This window comes from Microbacterium dauci, from assembly GCF_030065535.1.
GTDB classification, from domain to species: domain Bacteria; phylum Actinomycetota; class Actinomycetes; order Actinomycetales; family Microbacteriaceae; genus Microbacterium; species Microbacterium dauci.
In genome coordinates this window covers 1-19,604 of the sequence record NZ_JASJND010000003.1, presented here as the reverse complement: position 1 = coordinate 19,604, position 19,604 = coordinate 1, and the positions used below count along the sequence as shown (strand labels likewise).

Genomic DNA, 19,604 nt, shown 5'->3' with positions numbered 1-19,604 from the left:
CGCCTCGTGGTGGCTCGACGGGTGCGGCATCCGACTAGACTGGTCTCGCACCAAGCAACCTTTAACACCGTCCTGTGAGGCGGAGAAGGGAGCGGCGGATGACCTCTCGCATCGTGTTGCACGACGCAGACATCGCCCGCGCACTCACGCGCATCTCGCACGAGATCCTCGAGTCGAACAAAGGCCCTGACGGCCTTGTGCTCCTCGGGATCCCCACTCGCGGCGTCACCCTCGCCGAGCGCATCGCGGCGAACATCGCCGGATTCACGGATGCCACCGTACCGGTCGGCTCGCTCGACGTGACGATGTACCGCGACGACCTGCACCGGAACCCGACCCGCACGCCGCGGCCGACGGAGATCCCGGCAGGCGGCATCGACGGGAGGACCGTCGTCCTCGTCGACGACGTCCTGTTCTCGGGCCGATCGATCCGAGCGGCGCTCGACGCGCTGCAGGACATCGGACGCCCGGCCGCTGTCCGTCTCGCGATCCTCATCGACCGCGGGCACCGCGAACTGCCGATCCGGCCGGACTTCGTCGGCAAGAACCTGCCGAGCGCCCGCGAGGAGCGCGTGAACGTCCGCCTCACCGACGTCGACGGCGTCGAGGAAGTGACGATCGCATCATGAGGCACCTGCTCGACACGCACACGCTCGTCCGCGAGGACGCGCTCCGCATCCTCGACGTCGCAGAGGACATGCGCGACACGCAGTCCCGCGAGGTGAAGAAGCTCCCGACCCTGCGCGGCAAGACGGTCGTCAACCTCTTCTTCGAAGACTCGACGCGCACCCGCATTTCGTTCGAGGCGGCCGCCAAACGGCTCTCTGCCGACGTCATCAACTTCAGCGCGAAGGGATCGTCGGTGTCGAAGGGGGAGTCCCTCCAGGACACCGCGCAGACGCTGCAGGCGATGGGCGCCGACGCCGTCGTCATCCGACACGGCGCCTCGGGCGCCCCGCACACGCTCGCGACCAGCGGCTGGATCTCGGCCGGCGTCCTCAACGCCGGTGACGGCACCCACGAGCACCCCACGCAGGCGCTGCTCGACGCGTTCACGATCCGCAAACGGTTCTACGGTGACCACAGCCGGGGGCGCGACCTCGCGGGGCTGAAGGTCACGATCGTCGGTGACGTGCTCCACTCGCGCGTCGCCCGTTCGAACGTCTGGCTGCTCACGACGCTCGGCGCCGAGGTGACCCTCGTCGCACCGCCGACGCTCGTGCCGCAGGACGTCACCGGTTGGCCGGTGACGATCCGGTACGACCTCGACGAGGCGATCGCGGCCGAGCCCGACGCGCTCATGATGCTCCGCATCCAGCTCGAGCGCATGAACGCCGCCTATTTCCCCACTGAGCGGGAGTATTCCAGGCGGTGGGGATTGGATGCCGCGCGGCTGCAGGCGCTGCCGACGACTAGCATTGTCATGCACCCCGGACCCATGAACCGAGGGTTGGAGATCTCCGCCGACGCCGCCGATTCACCACGATCGACTGTTCTCGAACAGGTCGCGAACGGTGTCTCGGTGCGCATGGCGGCGCTGTACCTGCTGCTGGCGGGCGAGCGCGACACGACGAACGCAGAGGAGGACGCCCGATGAGCGACGCAACCCTCATCCGCGGAGCACGTATCACCGGTGGCGACACCGCAGACATCCTCGTCGAGAGCGGGGTGATCACGGGCGTCGGCGCCTCCTTGACCGCCGCCGGCGCACGCGTCATCGACGCGGACGGCCTCATCGCCCTTCCCGGTCTCGTCGACCTGCACACGCACCTGCGCGAGCCTGGGTACGAGGCATCCGAGACGATCCTCAGCGGATCGCGGGCTGCCGCAGCCGGCGGCTACACGACGGTGTTCGCCATGCCGAACACCTCGCCCGTCGCCGACACCGCGGGCGTCGTCGAGCAGGAGCTCGCGCTCGGCGAAGCCGCCGGGTACGTCCACGTCCAGCCGATCGGCGCCGTCACGGTCGGGCAGAAGGGCGAGCGTCTCGCAGAGCTCGGCGCGATGGCATCGTCGCGTGCCCAGGTTCGCGTCTTCAGCGACGACGGGTTCTGCGTCTTCGACCCGCTCATCATGCGCCGCGCACTCGAGTACGTGAAGGCCTTCGACGGCGTCGTCGCCCAGCACGCGCAGGACCCGCGCCTCACCGAAGGCGCGCAGATGAACGAGGGCATCGTGTCGGCCGAACTCGGGCTGACCGGCTGGCCGGCCGTCGCCGAAGAGTCGATCATCGCCCGCGACGTGCTCCTCGCCGAGCACGTCGGCTCGCGCCTGCACGTCTGTCACCTCTCGACCGCGGGCTCGGTCGACCTGATCCGATGGGCGAAGAAGCGCGGCATCGCGGTCACGGCAGAGGTCACCCCGCACCACCTGCTCCTCACCGAAGACCTCGTCCGCGGCTACGACGCCCGCTACAAGGTGAACCCGCCGCTGCGGCGCGACGAGGACGTGCAGGCGGTCCGCGAAGGTCTCGCCGACGGCACGATCGACATCGTCGCGACCGACCACGCACCCCACCCCGCCGAGGCCAAGACCTGCGAGTGGCAGGCAGCGGCCAACGGCATGGTGGGCCTCGAGTCCGCGCTCCGCGTCGTCCACACGTCGATGGTCGAGACGGGCCTGCTCGGGTGGGAGGACGTCGCGCGTGTGATGTCGACGACACCCGCACGGATCGGTCGCCTGGCCGACGCCGGCACGCCGATCGAGGTCGGCGCCGCGGCATCCTTCACCCTCTACGACCCGGTGCCGGCGCGCACCTTCGGCACCACCGACCTCCGCGGCAAGAGTGTCAACTCGCCGTACCTCGGCCGTGAGCTGCCGGGCGAGGTCCGCTGGACCTTCTTCCGCGGCCGCGCCACGGTCGTGGACGGCGCCGTCGTCGAGGTCGTCGCATGACCCGTGAGCTCGCGATGCTGATCATGGTGCTCATCGCGACACTCCTGATCACTGCCGGCGTGTTCGCGTGGCGTCGGCGCACCAAGCGCGACAGCGGCTTGACCGCGCCGGTCGGGGAGATCCCCGCCGGGGCGACCGTCCTCGCCGAGTTCTCAGGGCTCTACGTCGCGACAACGCGGCGCGGCGAGCCGCTGGAGCGCCTCGCCATCCGTGGACTCGGGTTCCGATCCCGGGCCGACCTCATCGTCACGACGCACGGCATCGCGCTGGACCTCACGGGCAAGCCCCGACTGTTCATCCCCACCGGCCACCTCGACGACGTGGCGCAGGCCACGGTCGCGATCGACCGGGTCGTCGAGCGCGACGGCCTCGTCCGCGTGTCGTGGCGCGTCGACGAGGACAGCCCCGTCGACAGCTACTTCCGCGCGCAAGGCGCGTCCGCGCGCGCCGTCGTCGACGCGCTCCGCACGATTCCCCACAATCTCCTCCCCGTTCACCCGCAGACCACCCCCGGAAGCAACGCATGAGTTTCAGCACCGAACCGGCCGTCCTCGTCCTCGAAGACGGCACCCGCCACCCCGGTCGCGCATACGGCGCCCGCGGCACCACGCTCGGCGAGGTCGTCTTCGCCACCGCGATGACCGGCTACCAGGAGACGATCACCGACCCGTCCTACGCAGGGCAGATCGTCCTGCAGACCGCGCCGCACATCGGCAACACCGGCATGAACGGCGAAGACCACGAGTCCCGTCGGATCTGGGTGTCGGGCTACATCGTGCGCGACCCTTCGCGCATCGTGTCGAACTGGCGCGCCGATCACTCCCTCGAAGACGCCCTCGTCCGCGACGGGATCGTCGGGATCAGCGGCATCGACACGCGCGCCGTCACCCGCGTGCTCCGCTCCGCGGGGTCGATGCGCGGCGGCGTGTTCTCGGGCGAGGCGGCGGCGCTCAGCGACGACGAACAGCTGCGCATCGTCCGCGAGGCCCCGCAGATGGCCGGCCAGAACCTTTCGTCCGAAGTGTCGGTGGATGCCGCCGAGATCACGCCCGCAGTCGGCGAGCGGATCGGCAACCTCGCCATCCTCGACCTCGGCGTGAAGCAGGCGACCGTGAACAACCTCGCCGCCCGTGGCTTCGAGGTGCACGTCCTGCCGCAGTCGACCACGATCGCCGACATCGAGGCGATCGACCCGGTCGCGGTGTTCTACTCGAACGGGCCCGGCGACCCCGCGGCATCCGATCGTCACGTCGCGCTCCTGCGCGAGGTGCTCGACCGGAAGCTGCCCTTCTTCGGGATCTGCTTCGGCAATCAGCTGTTCGGCCGTGCCCTCGGCTTCGGCACGTACAAGCTGCCGTTCGGCCACCGCGGCATCAACCAGCCCGTGCTCGACAAGACGACCGGCCGGGTCGAGATCACCGCGCACAACCACGGCTTCGCCGTGGACGCGCCGGTCGATGGCGTCATCGACAGCCCGAGCGGTTACGGCCGTGTCGAGGTGAGCCACGTCGGCCTCAACGACAACGTCGTGGAGGGCCTGCGCGCCCTCGATCTGCCCGCCTTCAGCGTGCAGTACCACCCCGAGGCCGCCGCAGGCCCGCACGACGCCAACTACCTGTTCGACCGCTTCCGCGACCTCGTCGTCGCGGACATCCAGAAGAAGGCCGCCAAGTAATGCCCAAGCGCGACGACATCAAAAGCGTCCTCGTCATCGGGTCGGGCCCGATCGTCATCGGCCAGGCCTGCGAGTTCGACTACTCCGGCACCCAGGCATGCCGCGTGCTCCGCGAGGAGGGCGTCCGCGTCATCCTCGTGAACTCGAACCCCGCCACGATCATGACCGACCCCGACTTCGCCGACGCGACCTACGTCGAGCCGATCACCCCCGAGGTCATCGAGACGATCATCGCGAAGGAGAAGCCCGACGCGATCCTCCCCACCCTGGGCGGTCAGACGGCGCTGAACGCCGCGATGGCCCTGCACGACCGCGGCATCCTGGTGAAGTACGACGTGGAGCTCATCGGCGCCAACGTCGACGCGATCCGCAAGGGCGAGGACCGTCAGGTCTTCAAGGAGCTCGTCCTCGAGGCCGGCGCCGACGTCGCCAAGAGCGTCATCGCTCACACGATGGACGACCTCCTCGCCGGCGCCGAGCAGCTCGGCTACCCGCTCGTGGTCCGCCCGTCCTTCACGATGGGTGGCCTCGGCTCGGGCTTCGCGTTCAACGAGGAGGACCTCCGTCGCATCGGCGGTGCGGGCCTCCGCGACTCGCCGACCACCGAGGTGCTCCTCGAGGAGTCGATCCTCGGCTGGAAGGAGTACGAGCTCGAACTCATGCGCGACACGTCCGACAACACGGTCGTCGTCTGCTCCATCGAGAACGTCGACCCCGTCGGCGTCCACACCGGTGACTCGATCACCGTCGCCCCGGCGCTCACGCTCACCGACCGCGAGTACCAGAAGCTCCGCGACATCGGCATCGACATCATCCGCGCCGTCGGCGTCGACACTGGTGGCTGCAACATCCAGTTCGCCGTCGACCCGCAGACCGGCCGCATCATCGTCATCGAGATGAACCCCCGCGTCTCGCGCTCGTCTGCGCTCGCGTCCAAGGCGACCGGCTTCCCGATCGCCAAGCTCGCCGCGAAGCTCGCGATCGGCTACCGCCTCGACGAGGTGCCCAACGACATCACGCAGGCGACCCCGGCGAGCTTCGAGCCGACGCTCGACTACGTCGTCGTCAAGGTGCCCCGCTTCAACTTCGAGAAGTTCCCGGCCGCCGACACGACGCTCACGACCACCATGAAGTCGGTCGGCGAGGCGATGGCGATCGGCCGCAACTACACGACGGCGCTGCAGAAGGCCCTCCGCTCGCTCGAGAAGCGCGGTTCCAGCTTCCACTGGGGCGCCGAGGACCGCTCGGTCGAAGAGCTGCTCGAGATCTCGAAGACGCCGACCGACGGCCGCATCGTCGTGCTGCAGCAGGCGCTGCGCAAGGGCGCGACGCTCGAGCAGGCGTTCGAAGCGACCGCGATCGACCCGTGGTTCCTCGACCAGATGATCCTCATCAACGAGGTCGCCGCGTTCATCGGCGCAGCCGACGTGCTCGACGCCGAGACGCTCCGCGTCGCGAAGGAGCACGGGTTCAGCGACGCGCAGATCGCGGAGATCCGCGGCCTTGGCGAGGACAAGGTGCGCGGCATCCGTCACGGCTTCGACCTGCGTCCCGTCTACAAGACGGTCGACACCTGCGCGGGCGAGTTCCCCGCGCTCACGCCGTACCACTACTCGTCGTACGACCGTGAGACCGAGGTCACGCCCAGCGACCGCCAGAAGGTCGTCATCATCGGCTCCGGTCCGAACCGCATCGGTCAGGGCGTCGAGTTCGACTATTCGTGCGTGCACGCGTCGTTCGCGCTGTCGGATGCCGGGTACGAGACGATCATGGTCAACTGCAACCCCGAGACCGTGTCGACCGACTACGACACCAGCGACCGCCTCTACTTCGAGCCGCTGACCCTCGAGGACGTCCTCGAGGTGCTGCACGCCGAGGCGCAGTCGGGTGAGATCCTCGGCGTCATCTGCCAGCTCGGCGGGCAGACCCCGCTCGGCCTCGCGAAGGGCATCGAGGCCGCCGGCTACACGATCCTCGGCACGAAGCCCGCGGCGATCGACATCGCGGAGGAGCGCGAGCTCTTCTCGCAGCTGCTCGACCGCGCAGGGCTCATGGCGCCGCGCCACGGCACCGCGACCGACGAGGCGGGTGCGATCGCGATCGCCGAGGAGATCGGCTACCCCGTGCTCGTCCGCCCGAGCTTCGTGCTCGGCGGCCGCGGCATGGAGATCGTCTACGACACCGAGAGCCTGCGCGACTACTTCGTCCGCATCGCCGACCAGGCGATCATCCGCGATGATGCACCGCTCCTCGTGGACCGGTTCCTCGACGACGCGGTGGAGATCGACGTTGACGCGCTCTTCGACGGCGAGCAGCTCTACATCGGCGGCGTCATGGAGCACCTCGAAGAGGCCGGCATCCACTCCGGCGACTCGTCGTGCACGCTCCCGCCGATGTCGCTCGGCCGGAACGAGATCGACCGGGTGCGCGTCGCGACCCGCGCCATCGCCGAGGGCGTCGGCGTCCGTGGCCTCCTGAACGTGCAGTTCGCGGTCTCGGCCGGTGTGCTCTACGTCATCGAGGCGAACCCGCGCGCGTCGCGTACCGTGCCGTTCGTCTCGAAGGCGCTCGGCATCCCGATGGCGAAGGCCGCGAGCCGGATCATGGCGGGCACCTCGATCGCCGACCTGATCGCGGAGGGCCTGCTCCCGGAGCAGGACGGCTCGCGCGTGCCGCTCGACGCACCTGTCGCCGTCAAGGAGGCTGTGCTGCCGTTCAAGCGGTTCCGCACCGCCGACGGCCGCACGGTCGACTCGGTGCTCGGCCCCGAGATGCGCTCGACCGGTGAGGTCATGGGCATCGACAAGGACTTCCCGACCGCGTTCGCGAAGAGCCAGGCCGCGGCCTACGGCGGGATGCCCACGTCGGGCACCGTGTTCCTCTCGGTCGCCGACGACGACAAGCGCGCCGTCATCCTGCCGGCGCACCGCCTGCAGGAGCTCGGCTTCCGCCTGATCGCGACCGAGGGCACCGCCGAGATCCTCGCCCGCAACGGCATCTCGGTCGACGTGGTGTCGAAGTACTCGGAGACGCAGGACTCGGGCGAGTCGAACGTCGTCGACCTCATCAACGCCGGCGAGATCGACATCATCGTGAACACGCCGTCGGGCGGCATCGCCCGCGCCGACGGCTACGAGATCCGCGCGGCCGCGGTCGCCGCGGACAAGGCGCTGTTCACGACGATGGCGGTGCTCGGCGCTGCGGTCTCGGCCATGCCGGTGCTCCGCGACGGGTTCGCCGTGAAGAGCCTGCAGGAGTACGCGCTCGACCGGAAGGCTGCGGTGTGACCAGCTTCGGCGCTCGCCTCGCGGGGGCGATGACCGACCGGGGGCAACTCTGCGTCGGCATCGATCCGCACGCGGGACTTCTCGCCGAGTGGGGGTTGGATGCCACGGCGTCCGGCGCCCGCGACTTCGGTCTCCGGGTGGTCGAGGCCGCCGCGGGCCGAGTCGGCGTCGTGAAGCCGCAGGTCGCCTTCTACGAGCGCTACGGGTCCGCGGGCTTCGCCGCGCTCGAAGAGGTCATTGCAGCCGCGCGTGCGGCCGGGCTCGTCGTGATCGCGGATGCGAAGCGCGGGGACATCGGCACGACGATGGACGGCTACGCGGATGCGTGGCTCGGCGCTGGCTCACCCCTTGAGTCGGATGCCGTCACGATCAGCCCGTACCTCGGTCCGGATTCGCTCCGCGGGATGATCGCCGCCGCCGTCCGCGAGGACAAGGGGCTCTTCGTGCTCGCCGCGACCAGCAATCCCGAAGCGGCAGGACTGCAGTCGGCCGAAGTCACCGTGGTGGAGGCTGACCGCGGACAGACGGTCGCGGACTGGGTCACGCAGCGCGCCGGCGCAGTCAACACCTCGGCAGCCGTCGGCGACGACGCGTTCGGGCCCGTCGGGTTCGTCGTCGGCGCCACGGTCGACCGTGCCGAGCTCGGCCTCACCGACGACGTGCTCCACCGCGCCGCCATCCTCGCGCCGGGCTTCGGCGCGCAGGGTGCGCGCCTCTCCGACATCCGAGACCTGTTCGGCGCCCTCGCGCCGCAGGTCCTCGCCAGCGCGAGCCGCAGCATCCTCGGTGCCGGCCCCGCCGGGATCGCCGACGCCATCGACGCCCACAACGCCGAACTCCAGAAAGCCCTGCATGCCTGACTCCCGAAACCCTCCCGAGGTCGACCGCGCGGCGGCGTCCCGTCGAGCGGTCGCCGCCCGCCGCGAGCGCGCTGCACTCAAGCGCGACGTGACGACCCGCGTGATCACGCCGCAGGACCTGCTGCGCCGTGCCTGGGCCGAACCGGAGTCGCCTGCCGGTGCCATGCGCGTGACCGAGTTCCTGACCGCCATCCCGGCGATCGGGGAGGGCAAGCGCGACCGGATCCTCGCCGACCTCGAGATCTCGCCGGTCAAGAAGATCGGCGGGCTCGGGGTCCGCCAGCGCACCGCTCTGCAGGCCTTCCTCGACCACCGGCTGCCCGAGCCATCTGCGCGCGGTGGTCGAAGCCGCCTCGTGGTGCTCGCCGGTCCCACCGCGGTCGGCAAGGGCACGGTCGCGGCGCACATCAAGGAGCATCACCCCGAGATCCTGCTCTCCGTCTCGGCCACGACCCGGGCGCCGCGTCCGGGGGAGGTGCACGGCGAGCACTACTTCTTCGTGGACGACGCAGAGTTCGACCGCATGGTCGACGACGGTGAGCTGCTCGAACACGCCACGGTGCACAACGCGTCCCGCTATGGCACGCCGCGCGGTCCGATCGACGCCGCCCTCGCCGAGGGCCGGACGGTGCTCCTCGAGATCGACCTGCAGGGTGCCCGCCAAGTGCGGGCCGCCGCGCCCGACGCGACGCTCGTGTTCCTGCTGCCGCCGAGTTGGGACGAGCTCGTGAACCGTCTTGTCGGTCGTGGCACCGAGGGCGACGAAGAACGGGCGCGTCGCCTCAAGACGGCCCGCGTCGAGCTTGCGTCGCAGGGGGAGTTCGACTTCCGGGTCGTGAACGACGACGTCGCCCGCGCCGCGGCCGAGGTCGCGCAGCTCGCCGGCTGACGCACCCGCGGCATCCGCTCATCACCCTGTAGACTGGACGGATGCCGCGCGTCTTCGCGCGCTCAGACTTTCCACCTCTCGATCCTGGAGGACCCCCATGGCCAACCGTGACCAGGGCATCATCGACCCGCCCATCGACGCACTGCTCGAGAAGGTCGACTCGAAGTACCAGCTCGTGATCTACGCATCCAAGCGTGCGCGTCAGATCAACGACTACTACTCGGACCTGCACGAGGGGAACCTCTTCGACAATGTGGGCCCGCTCGTCGACTCGAACGTCGAGGACAAGCCCCTCACGATCGCGCTCCACGAGATCCACGAGGACAAGCTGCGCCTGCGCGCGGCCGAGTGACCTCGACGACTGACCTCTGACGCCACACGGCGTCATCCTCTTGCCCGTGTGTCCCCCGTGTCGGGGACCGCGGGCATGATGGTTTCACACCCCCGATCCCCGCACCTGGAGGACCGATGTCCGCGCTGCGTCTGTTCACGTCGGAATCCGTGACCGAAGGCCACCCCGACAAGATCTGCGACCAGATCTCCGACAGCATCCTCGACGCGCTCCTCGCCGTCGACCGGAACAGCCGGGTCGCGGTCGAGACGCTCGTCACGACCGGACTCGTGCACGTCGCGGGCGAGGTCCGCACCGACGGCTACGTCGACATCCCCGGCATCGTCCGCGGCGTCGTCAACCGCATCGGGTACACCTCTTCGGACACCGGCTTCGACGGCGATTCGTGCGGCGTGACCGTCTCGATCGGAGAACAGTCGGGCGACATTGCCGCTGGCGTCGACAACGCCCTCGAACATCGCGAGGGCGGCTCGGTCGACACGCTCGACGCGCTCGGCGCCGGTGACCAGGGCATCATGTTCGGTTACGCGACGAACGAGACGCCGCAGTACATGCCGACCGCGATCTGGACCGCGCACCGACTGGCCGAGCGCCTTACCGACGCGCGTCGTTCGGGCGCGTTGCCGTTCCTCCGTCCCGACGGTAAGACGCAGGTCACCCTCGGCTACGACGGCACCACGCCCGTCTCGGTCGACACCGTCGTGCTCTCGACGCAGCACAACCCCGACATCTCGCTGCCGGCCCTCCGCGCCGCGGTGCAGGCGGAGGTCATCGACCCGGTGCTCGCGAAGACCGGCCTCGACGTCTCGAACGTCCGCTACGTCATCAATCCCGCGGGCCCGTTCGTGGTCGGCGGTCCGAAGGGCGACGCCGGACTCACCGGGCGCAAGATCATCATCGACACCTACGGCGGCGCGGCGCGGCACGGTGGTGGCGCGTTCAGCGGCAAGGACCCGTCCAAGGTCGACCGCTCCGCGGCGTACGCCATGCGCTGGGTCGCGAAGAACGCTGTCGCCGCCGGGCTTGCCGACCGCCTCGAGGTGCAGGTCGCCTACGCCATCGGGCGTGCCGCGCCCGTCGGTCTCTACGTCGAGACGTTCGGCACCGGTCACGTCTCGGACGAGAAGATCACCGCCGCGATCCGCGACGTGTTCGATCTGCGTCCGCAGGCGATCATCGACGACCTCGACCTGCTGCGGCCGATCTACGCGTCCACCGCCGCATACGGCCACTTCGGTCGCGACCACGACGAGTTCACCTGGGAACGCCTCGACCGCGTCGACGCGCTCCGGGCATCTGCCGGCCGCTGACCGGCCGTGGCCACCGTCGCGCGGGTCCTCCTCGACTCGCCGCTGCCGCAGCTCGACCGCCTGTTCGATTACGCGATCCCGGCGAAGTTCGAGGGCGTCGCACGTCCAGGCGTGCGTGTGAAAGCGCCGCTCCGGAGCGCGGGACGCATGGTCGAGGGGTGGCTCGTCGAACTCGGTGAGGCCGAGCCTGGCGGGCGGCCGCTGTCGGAGCTCGCGGAGGTGGTATCACCGATCGAGCTCCTGCCGCGGCGGCTGTACGAGCTCGCGCGTGCGGTCGCCGACCGTGCCGCCGGATCTGCGAACGACGTCCTGCGTCTCGCGGTGCCCAAGCGCATGGTTCGCGCCGAGAAGGCGTGGCTCGCGTCCGACCCGCCCGCGGCGCCGGGGGTGTCGGCGGATGCCGCGGCCACGGCCGCCGGCATCCTGTCGACGTATCCCGGCCTCGCCGACGCGGCACTCGCGGGGGAGCGTCTCGCGGTCGACGCACCGCCGCACCCCGCTGCGGGGGAGCTCCGCGGCGCGTGGGCGGACCTCGCGGCGGCGCTCGCGGTGCAGACGCTCGCATCGGGGCGGAGCGCGCTGATCGTGGTCCCGGATCATCGCGACCAGACGCAGGTGCTCGAGGCACTTGCGGCGTGCGTCCCCGACGATGCGGTCGTGCGCGACGACGCCCGCCGGTCGGGCCCGGAGCGATTCAGCAGTTACCTTCGGCTGCTGCGGGATGTGCCGTGCATCGTCGTCGGCAATCGTTCGACGGTGTACGCGCCGGCACATGACGTGGGGCTCGTCCTGATCTGGGACGACGGTGATCCGTTGCTCGCGGAGCCGCTGAGTCCTGGCGTGCACGCGCGCGATGCGGCACTCGTGCGACAGGGCGTCGAGTCGTCGGCGCTCGTGTTCCTCGGGCATACGCGCACGACCGACGTCGAGCGACTGGTGCAGATCGGATTCGTCCGAGCCCTGCCCGCGGCGCGACGTCCGTCGCCGAAGGTCGTGCTGTCGGCGACGCACGAAGCCGAGTCGCGGGGCGCGCGCGTGCCGTCGAGCGCGTTCGCGGCGGCACGAGAGGCGCTCCAGCACGGTCCCGTGCTCGTGCAGGTGGCGCGACCCGGATACTCGCCGGTGCTCGTGTGCGCCGAGTGCCGCACACCGGCACGCTGCCGCCACTGCTCCGGTCCGCTGCGCGCGCGACGGGCGGGTGCGGTTCCGGACTGCGGCTGGTGCGGGCGGTCGGCCCCGGGCTGGTCGTGCGCGAACTGCTCCGCCACGAGCTTCCGCATGGCCTCGTCCGGCAGCGAGCGCACGGCGGATGAACTCGGTCGGGCGTTCCCCGGTGTGCGGGTCATCGTCGCCGACGGCGACCACCCCGTGGCATCCGTCGACGACCGCCCCGCGCTGGTGATCGCCACCCGTGGCGCGGAACCGCACGCCGCGGGCGGGTATCGCGCCGTGATCCTGCTCGACGGCGACAAGATGCTGATGGCGGAGCAGCTGCGGATCGGCGAGTCGTGCCTGCGCTGGTGGTCGAACGCCGCGGTGCTCGCGGCCCCGGGGTCGCCGGTGCACCTCGTGGGTGTGACGGGCCCGGTCGCGCGTGCGCTCGCGACGTGGAACCACGCTGCGTATGCGCGGCAGGAGCTCGCCGATCGGGCGCCGTTGCAGATGCCGCCGACGGTGCGGGTCGCGTCGGTCGAGGGCACCGCGCCGGTCGTCGACGAAGCGCTCCGCGAGCTGCGGGCGACGGTCCCTGCGCTCGATGCGACGGCCGTGCTCGGGCCCGTCCCGCAGGGGGAGGGCATGGTCCGCGCCCTCGTCCGCGTCGACTACGCCCACGGGCGTGCGGTGGCTGAGCAGTTGCGATCGTCAGTGGTCGCCGCGGCGGTCTCAGGCCGACGGCGCGGCCCCCGTTCGACCCCGCGGACTACACTCAAGGTTCGGCTCGATGTGCCCGAGCTCGATCTGTGAGGACCAGGATGCGCGTCGTTTTCGCCGGAACCCCCGACCCGGCAGTTCCGTCCCTGCACGCCCTCGCGGCGTCGGACCACGAGGTCGTCGCCGTCGTCACGAGGCGTGACGCCCCGCTCGGCCGCAAGCGCGTGCTGACGCCCTCGCCGGTCGCTGTGGCCGCTGAGGAGCTCGGCATCCCGGTCATCAAGGCCGACCGGCTCGATGCGGATGCCACGGCTGCTATCGCCGCCCACGAGCCCGACCTCGGCGTCATCGTCGCGTACGGCGGCCTCGTCCGCGAGCCGCTCCTGTCGACGCCGGCGCACGGGTGGATCAACCTGCACTTCTCGCTGCTCCCGCGCTGGCGTGGCGCGGCGCCGGTGCAACATGCGCTCATCGCCGGTGACCGGAGGACCGGCGCGGCGGTCTTCCAGCTCGTTCCCGCCCTCGACGCCGGCGATGTGTACGCGCAGCTCGAGCAGGACGTGCCGCGCGGGGCGACCGCCGGTGACCTGCTCGCATCGCTCGCAGTCGACGGCGCAGCGCTCGTGCGCGAGGTCGTGGACGGTATCGCGGCCGGGACAGCCGTCGCCGAGCCGCAGGTGGGTGAGCCCACACTCGCGCCGAAGCTCTCGATCGCCGACGGCGCACTCGACTTCACGCAGCCCGCCGTCCGTGTGCTCGACCGATTCCGCGGAACGACTCCCGAGCCGGGCGCCCACGCGGCGATCGGAGGGCAGCGGCTCAAGGTGCTCGCGGCGTTGCAGGGCCCGGACACCGAACTGGCCCCGGGCGTCGTCACGTTCGCCGACAAGCGCGTCCTCGTGGGCACGGGCGACGGTACCGTTGCGCTCACGACAGTGCAGCCCGCGGGGAAGGGCGCCATGGCCGCTGCGGATTGGTGGCGCGGTCTTCGCGCCGACGAACCGCGCTTCGACCTTCCGGGGAGCGACCAGTGACGACCGCGCGCGAGGTCGCCTACGACGTGATCAGCGCCGTCCGTACCTCCGACGCCTACGCGAACCTGCTGCTCCCGCGCGAGATCGTCCGGGCTGGGCTGACGCCGGGCGACGCCGCACTCGCGACCGAGCTCACCTACGGCACCCTCCGGCGGATGGGGACGTACGACGCGATCATCGCGTCCGCCGCCGGTCGACCTGCCGTCGAGATCGACCCGCCGGTGCTCGATGCGCTCCGCCTCGGCGCGCATCAGGTGCTCGCCACCCGCGTGCCCGCGCACGCGGCCGTGAACGAGACCGTCGAGCTCGCCCGCCAGGCCGCGGGTCGCAAGATCACCGGCTTCGCGAACGCCGTCATGCGACGGATCACCGAGCGCGACGAGGCGGCTTGGCTCACGCGCGTCGAGGGCAAGGCGCGCTCAGACGACGAGCGGCTCTCGATCCGGTTCGCCCACCCCGTGTGGGTCATCCGGGCCCTTCGGCGTGCGCTCGCGGCCGAGGACCGCGCCGATGAGCTCCACGATCTGCTGGCCGCCGACAATGCGGCCCCACAGGTGACGATGACGGCACTGCCCGGCCTCGCCGAGATCCCCGCGGATGCTGTGCGTACGACGCAATCGCCGATCGGGTTCCGGCTCGGCGGGGGAGACCCCGAACGCACGGTGACCGCCTCGGCCGGCCGCATCCGGGTGCAGGACGAGGGGTCGCAGCTCGCGGCGCTCGCGCTGTCCCGCGCGCTGCCGGTCCGCGACGGTGAGCGGTGGCTCGACCTGTGCGCCGCCCCCGGCGGCAAGACCGCGGTGCTCGCCGCCGAAGCGCACGCCAACGGTGCCGTGCTCGAGGCGAACGAGCTGTCGCCCGCCCGCGCACGGCTCGTCCGCCAGTCGGTGGCGGGCGTGCCCGGCGAGGTTCCGGTCTCCGAGGAGGACGGGCGCTCCCGCGCCGGCAAGGGCCGGTACGACCGGATTCTCGTGGACGCGCCCTGCACTGGACTCGGCGCGTTGCGACGCCGCCCCGAGTCGCGCTGGAGGAAGACCCCATCCGATGTCCCGGAACTGAGCGCACTGCAGGCGGAGTTGCTCGCCGCTGCGGTTGAGGCACTCGCTCCGGGCGGCATCGTGGCGTACGTCACCTGCTCGCCGCACCTCGCCGAGACGGCCGGGGTCGTCGCCGAGGTCGAGCGTCAGTTCGAGGGCCGGATCGCGCAGCTCGACGCCCGCGCGGTCGTGGCATCCGTCAGCGTGTCTCCCATCGACCTGCCGGCGCAGACCGACGGCTCGGGGCGAGCACAGCTGTGGCCGCACCGCCACGGCACCGACGCGATGTCGATCACGCTCCTGCAGCGCACCTGACGACGCCGGGCGACTGCGATGATGGGGGCGTGACCACCGACGTGCGCATCAACCCGAGCATCCTGGCCGCCGACTTCGTGAACATGCAGGCCGAACTCGCCCGCATTGCGTCCGCGGATTTCGTGCACGTGGACGTGATGGACAACCACTTCGTCCCGAACCTCACGTTCGGGCCGCAGATGGTCGAGCGCATCCAGGCGACGAGTCCCGTCCCACTCGACGTGCACCTCATGATCTCGGATGCCGACCGCACGGCGCCGCAGTACGCCGAGATCGGCGCGGCATCGGTCACCTTCCACCTCGAAGCGGCGGTCGACCCGATCGCGCTCGCGCGGCGGCTGCGGTCGATCGGCGCGCGCGCCGGTGTCGCCGTGAAGCCGGCGACGCCCGTCGAGTCGCTGTTCGAGCACCTCGATGAGTTCGACCAGATCCTGGTGATGACCGTCGAGCCCGGATTCGGTGGTCAGAGCTTCATGGCCGACCAGATGCCGAAGCTCCGTCGGCTCTCGGACGAGGCGCGCCGCCGCGGTTCGCAGGTGTGGCTGCAGGTCGACGGCGGGATCGCGGAATCGACGATCACGCAGGCTGCGGAGGCAGGTGCCGACACCTTCGTGGCGGGATCGGCGGTGTTCGGCGCGGGCGACCCCGGGGCGGCCATCGCAGGACTCCGTGCGACTGCGGCATCCGCTCATCGGCACTGAGCGCAGCGAGGTCACGCTGCGCCGGTCGGGTCCGCCCGCCCGCTACCCTTGAAGTGTGAAGACCTTCGACACGCTGTTCTCCGAGCTCACCGCGACTGCGGCGGCGCGGCCCGAGGGCTCGGGCACGGTCGCGCAGCTGGACCGCGGCGTCCACGCGATCGGCAAGAAGATCGTCGAAGAAGCCGCCGAGGTCTGGATGGCAGCCGAGTACCAGTCGGACGACGAGACCGCCGAGGAGATCTCGCAGCTGCTCTATCACTTGCAGGTGCTGATGCTCGCGAAGGGGCTCTCGCTGCAGGACGTGTACCGACATCTCTGAGCCGGCCTCCGTCCACGCTCGCTCCGGGATGACCGTCCCACCACCCGAAAGTCCCCACATGCTGCGCATCGCCATCCCGAACAAGGGATCGCTCGCCGAGACCACCGCCGACATGCTCGCCGAGGCCGGGTACACCGGTCGCCGCGACGCCAAAGACCTGCACGCCATCGATCCCGTCAACGACGTCGAGTTCTTCTACCTCCGCCCGAAAGACATCGCCACCTACGTGGGCTCCGGTGCGCTTCATGTCGGTATCACCGGTCGCGACCTGCTCCTGGACGCACGGATGCCGGGTGCTCGGGAGATCGAGCAGCTCGGCTTCGGCGGCTCGACGTTCCGTTTCGCGGGTCCTCCAGGACGCTTCACCGAGCTCGCCGACCTCGAAGCCCTCCGTGTCGCGACCGCCTACCCGGGCCTCGTCGACGCCTACCTCGATGAGCACGGCATCGCCGTCGACCTCGTGCCGCTCGACGGCGCGGTGGAATCTGCTGTCCAGCTCGGCGTCGCCGACGCGGTCGCCGACGTCGTCTCCACGGGCACGACGCTCCGGCAGGCGGGGCTCGAGATCTTCGGGCCGGTGCTGCTCGAGTCGGAGGCGGTCCTCATCGGCGCCCCGACCGAGGCCGAGGGCACCGAGACGCTCTTGCGGCGCCTCCGCGGCGTCATGGTCGCGCGGCGCTACGTGATGATCGACTACGACCTGCCGGCGTCGCTCGTCGACCAGGCGGTGGCGATCGCCCCGGGCATCGAGTCGCCGACGATCTCGCCGCTGCGCGACCCGGAGTGGGTCGCCGTCCGCGTGATGTCACCGCGCAAGACCGTCAACCAGGTCATGGACGCGCTGTACGAGATCGGCGCCCGCGCGATCCTCGTGACGGCGATCCACAACGCAAGGCTCTGACGTGTCGCTCGTCTGCCGGGTCATCCCGTGCCTCGACGTCGCCGCGGGCAAGGTCGTGAAGGGCGTCAACTTCGAGAACCTGCGTGAGATGGGCGACCCCGTCGAGCTCGCACGCCGGTACTACGAGCAGGGCGCCGACGAGATCACCTTCCTCGACGTCACCGCGACGGTCGACGACCGCTCGACCACCTACGACGTCGTGCAGCGCACCGCCGAAGAGGTCTTCATCCCGCTGACGGTCGGCGGCGGCGTCCGCAGCACCGAGGATGTCGCTCGCCTCCTCGGCGTCGGGGCGGACAAAGTCGGGGTGAATTCCGCCGCGATCGCCCGCCCCGAGCTCGTCGGCGAGATCGCAGACCGGTTCGGCGCACAGGTGCTCGTCCTCTCGCTCGACGTGAAGCGGGCGCCCGGCCTCCCGTCGGGCTTCGCCGTCACGACGCACGGCGGCCGCACTCTCACGACGCTCGACGCACTCGCCTGGGCGCGTGAGGCGATCGAACGTGGCGCGGGGGAGCTCCTCGTCAACTCGATCGACGCCGACGGCACGAAGGACGGCTTCGACCTCGAGCTCGTCGGGCTGATGCGCGAGATCTCGTCGGTGCCCGTGATCGCCTCCGGCGGTGCCGGGGATGCCGCGGACTTCGCGCCCGCGATCCGCGCCGGGGCCGACGCCGTGCTCGCGGCATCCGTCTTCCACTCCGGCCAGTTGACGGTCGGCGACGTGAAGTCGGCGCTCGTCGCCGACGGGATCGAGGTGCGCTGATGGCCAGGACGATCGAGGAGCGGGTGGCCCGCGTCCGCTACAACGACGACGGGCTCGTCGCGGCGATCGTGCAGCAGCACGACACGCTCGAAGTGCTGATGCTCGGATGGATGGATGCCGAGGCGCTGCGCCGCACGCTCACCGAGGGGCGCGTGACGTTCTGGTCGCGTTCGCGGCAGGAGTACTGGCGCAAGGGCGACACTTCCGGACACGCGCAGTACGTCAAGGGCGTCCGCCTGGACTGCGACGGCGACACGCTGCTCGTCGCCGTCGAGCAGGTCGGCGCGGCCTGCCACACCGGTGACCACACCTGTTTTGACGCCGATGACCTCGAGCCGGTGGTGTCGGACCGATGACCCCGGATGCCGCGCCCCGCCGCTGGCGCACCCGTGCGGTCCTGCCGGTGCTGGCCGGGGGAGCGGTGTCGATCATCGGTTCGACCCAGACCTGGCTCGACCTCGCCCTGCGCGACGGCGCCCAACTCTCGTTGGCGGTGCCGGGCGCTTCCGCGTTGCCGGTGCTGGCACCGCTCAGCCTTGCCGCGCTCGCCCTCGGGCTCGCCCTCACCATCGTGGGTCGCGTGCTCCGCTACGTCTTCGGCGCGATCGCTGTGCTCATGGGCGCAGGACTCGCCGTGGCATCCCTCCGGATCGCGCTGACCATGCCGATCGACGCCGTCGTCGGGACCGTCACCGAGGCCACTGGCCTCAGTGGCGTCGAGGCGGCCGCGGGCATCGTCACCACGATGGCCCTCACACCGTGGCCGTGGGTGACCGCAGCTGCCGGTCTCGCGGTCGTCGCCGGCGGTGCGATCGCGCTCGTCACCGGGCACCGATGGGCGGGTGCCGGACGGAAGTACCGGCAGGACGCCGCGCCGGCCGACGGCCGTCCGCGCGACGCCGTCGATTCGTGGGACGACCTCTCCCGGGGCGAGGACCCGACCCGCTGAGCGCGGGACGCCACCACCGCCCCGCTGACGGCGTTTGCGTACCGAGCGATCGGAGTTGTAGCCTTCGCGTGAGCCGAAGCACTGCAAGGCTTCTTCGGCGAACCGTGCGGGGGACGGCGCTGCGAGTGGGGACCCGCGAAGCGCAGCCTGGGGAGGCTACGTCCTATGCATCCGACGTCGAAAGCGCCCGAGTCCGAACGACCGTTGCGCAAGATCGCACTTGCGCTTCTCATCTCGGTTGCTCTGCTGTTCACATCGGCGCCGTATGCCGCGGTCGCGGCTGCGAAGTTCACGTCGGCGCCCGTGCCGACGGTGTCCGGTTCCGCGAAGGTCGGCAGCACGCTGACAGTGGCGGCTGGGCAATGGAAGCCGGCTGCGTCGTTGTCGTATCAGTGGAAGCGTGGGTCTGCGTCGATCAGTGGTGCGACGGGTAGCACGTACAAGC

Annotated in this window: 19 protein-coding genes and 1 pseudogene; all 20 read left to right on the top strand. The window is 70.6% G+C overall.

Translation table 11 applies throughout. The features are described 5' to 3' along the window. The first annotated feature begins 98 nt into the window (after positions 1–98). On the top strand, positions 99–629 hold the full coding sequence (pyrR, locus tag QNI14_RS04705; protein ID WP_283715209.1) for a bifunctional pyr operon transcriptional regulator/uracil phosphoribosyltransferase PyrR: 531 nt from the start codon (positions 99–101) through the stop codon (positions 627–629). Further along, positions 626–1,597, top strand: coding sequence for an aspartate carbamoyltransferase catalytic subunit (locus QNI14_RS04700; RefSeq protein WP_283715207.1), 972 nt, complete (start codon positions 626–628; stop codon positions 1,595–1,597). Before pyrR ends, QNI14_RS04700 begins: the two co-directional genes overlap by 4 nt. Then, on the top strand, positions 1,594–2,895 hold the full coding sequence (locus QNI14_RS04695) for a dihydroorotase (RefSeq protein WP_283715205.1): 1,302 nt from the start codon (positions 1,594–1,596) through the stop codon (positions 2,893–2,895). The genes QNI14_RS04700 and QNI14_RS04695 overlap by 4 nt, the downstream gene beginning before the upstream one ends. After that, positions 2,892–3,422 (top strand): PH-like domain-containing protein, encoded by a 531-nt coding sequence (locus QNI14_RS04690; protein WP_283715204.1) that lies wholly within the window; start codon positions 2,892–2,894, stop codon positions 3,420–3,422. The genes QNI14_RS04695 and QNI14_RS04690 overlap by 4 nt, the downstream gene beginning before the upstream one ends. Then, entirely contained in the window at positions 3,419–4,570 is a 1,152-nt protein-coding gene (gene carA / locus QNI14_RS04685; RefSeq protein ID WP_283715203.1) for a glutamine-hydrolyzing carbamoyl-phosphate synthase small subunit, read from the top strand. The genes QNI14_RS04690 and carA overlap by 4 nt, the downstream gene beginning before the upstream one ends. Continuing rightward, positions 4,570–7,857: a carbamoyl-phosphate synthase large subunit gene (gene carB, locus QNI14_RS04680; RefSeq protein ID WP_283715201.1), complete on the top strand. Its 3,288-nt coding sequence runs from the start codon at positions 4,570–4,572 to the stop codon at positions 7,855–7,857. The genes carA and carB overlap by 1 nt, the downstream gene beginning before the upstream one ends. After that, positions 7,854–8,717 (top strand): orotidine-5'-phosphate decarboxylase, encoded by an 864-nt coding sequence (gene pyrF / locus QNI14_RS04675; RefSeq protein ID WP_283715200.1) that lies wholly within the window; start codon positions 7,854–7,856, stop codon positions 8,715–8,717. Before carB ends, pyrF begins: the two co-directional genes overlap by 4 nt. Next, positions 8,710–9,606 carry a guanylate kinase gene (gene gmk, locus QNI14_RS04670; RefSeq protein ID WP_283715198.1) on the top strand — a complete coding sequence of 299 codons (897 nt, stop codon included), beginning with the start codon at positions 8,710–8,712 and terminating at the stop codon, positions 9,604–9,606. Before pyrF ends, gmk begins: the two co-directional genes overlap by 8 nt. A gap of 97 nt (positions 9,607–9,703) precedes the next feature. Then, positions 9,704–9,958 (top strand): DNA-directed RNA polymerase subunit omega, encoded by a 255-nt coding sequence (gene rpoZ, locus QNI14_RS04665; protein ID WP_248173893.1) that lies wholly within the window; start codon positions 9,704–9,706, stop codon positions 9,956–9,958. A 116-nt stretch (positions 9,959–10,074) separates the two neighbouring features. Next, the gene (gene metK / locus QNI14_RS04660; protein ID WP_283715197.1) at positions 10,075–11,268 is read left to right on the top strand and encodes a methionine adenosyltransferase; all 1,194 of its coding nucleotides are present in this window, start codon (positions 10,075–10,077) and stop codon (positions 11,266–11,268) included. A 6-nt stretch (positions 11,269–11,274) separates the two neighbouring features. Next, on the top strand, positions 11,275–13,233 hold the full coding sequence (locus tag QNI14_RS04655; protein WP_283715196.1) for a primosomal protein N' family DNA-binding protein: 1,959 nt from the start codon (positions 11,275–11,277) through the stop codon (positions 13,231–13,233). 8 nt (positions 13,234–13,241) lie between these two features. Continuing rightward, positions 13,242–14,174: a methionyl-tRNA formyltransferase gene (gene fmt, locus QNI14_RS04650; protein ID WP_283715194.1), complete on the top strand. Its 933-nt coding sequence runs from the start codon at positions 13,242–13,244 to the stop codon at positions 14,172–14,174. Next, the gene (locus tag QNI14_RS04645) at positions 14,171–15,526 is read left to right on the top strand and encodes an RsmB/NOP family class I SAM-dependent RNA methyltransferase (RefSeq protein WP_283715193.1); all 1,356 of its coding nucleotides are present in this window, start codon (positions 14,171–14,173) and stop codon (positions 15,524–15,526) included. Before fmt ends, QNI14_RS04645 begins: the two co-directional genes overlap by 4 nt. Positions 15,527–15,555: 29 nt before the next feature. Next, positions 15,556–16,227 (top strand): ribulose-phosphate 3-epimerase, encoded by a 672-nt coding sequence (gene rpe, locus QNI14_RS04640; RefSeq protein WP_283715192.1) that lies wholly within the window; start codon positions 15,556–15,558, stop codon positions 16,225–16,227. Positions 16,228–16,282: 55 nt separating this feature from the next. Continuing rightward, complete coding sequence (locus QNI14_RS04635; protein WP_283715191.1) at positions 16,283–16,546, top strand: phosphoribosyl-ATP diphosphatase; 264 nt, start codon at positions 16,283–16,285, stop codon at positions 16,544–16,546. A gap of 58 nt (positions 16,547–16,604) precedes the next feature. Continuing rightward, positions 16,605–17,447, top strand: coding sequence for an ATP phosphoribosyltransferase (gene hisG / locus QNI14_RS04630; protein WP_283715189.1), 843 nt, complete (start codon positions 16,605–16,607; stop codon positions 17,445–17,447). Position 17,448: 1 nt separating this feature from the next. Then, positions 17,449–18,210 carry an imidazole glycerol phosphate synthase subunit HisF gene (hisF, locus tag QNI14_RS04625; protein WP_283715188.1) on the top strand — a complete coding sequence of 254 codons (762 nt, stop codon included), beginning with the start codon at positions 17,449–17,451 and terminating at the stop codon, positions 18,208–18,210. Beyond that, entirely contained in the window at positions 18,210–18,566 is a 357-nt protein-coding gene (gene hisI, locus QNI14_RS04620; protein WP_283715187.1) for a phosphoribosyl-AMP cyclohydrolase, read from the top strand. The genes hisF and hisI overlap by 1 nt, the downstream gene beginning before the upstream one ends. Next, positions 18,563–19,159: a Trp biosynthesis-associated membrane protein gene (locus tag QNI14_RS04615; RefSeq protein ID WP_283715186.1), complete on the top strand. Its 597-nt coding sequence runs from the start codon at positions 18,563–18,565 to the stop codon at positions 19,157–19,159. Before hisI ends, QNI14_RS04615 begins: the two co-directional genes overlap by 4 nt. Positions 19,160–19,324: 165 nt before the next feature. After that, positions 19,325–19,604: pseudogene (locus tag QNI14_RS04610) on the top strand (hypothetical protein); the annotation flags it as partial.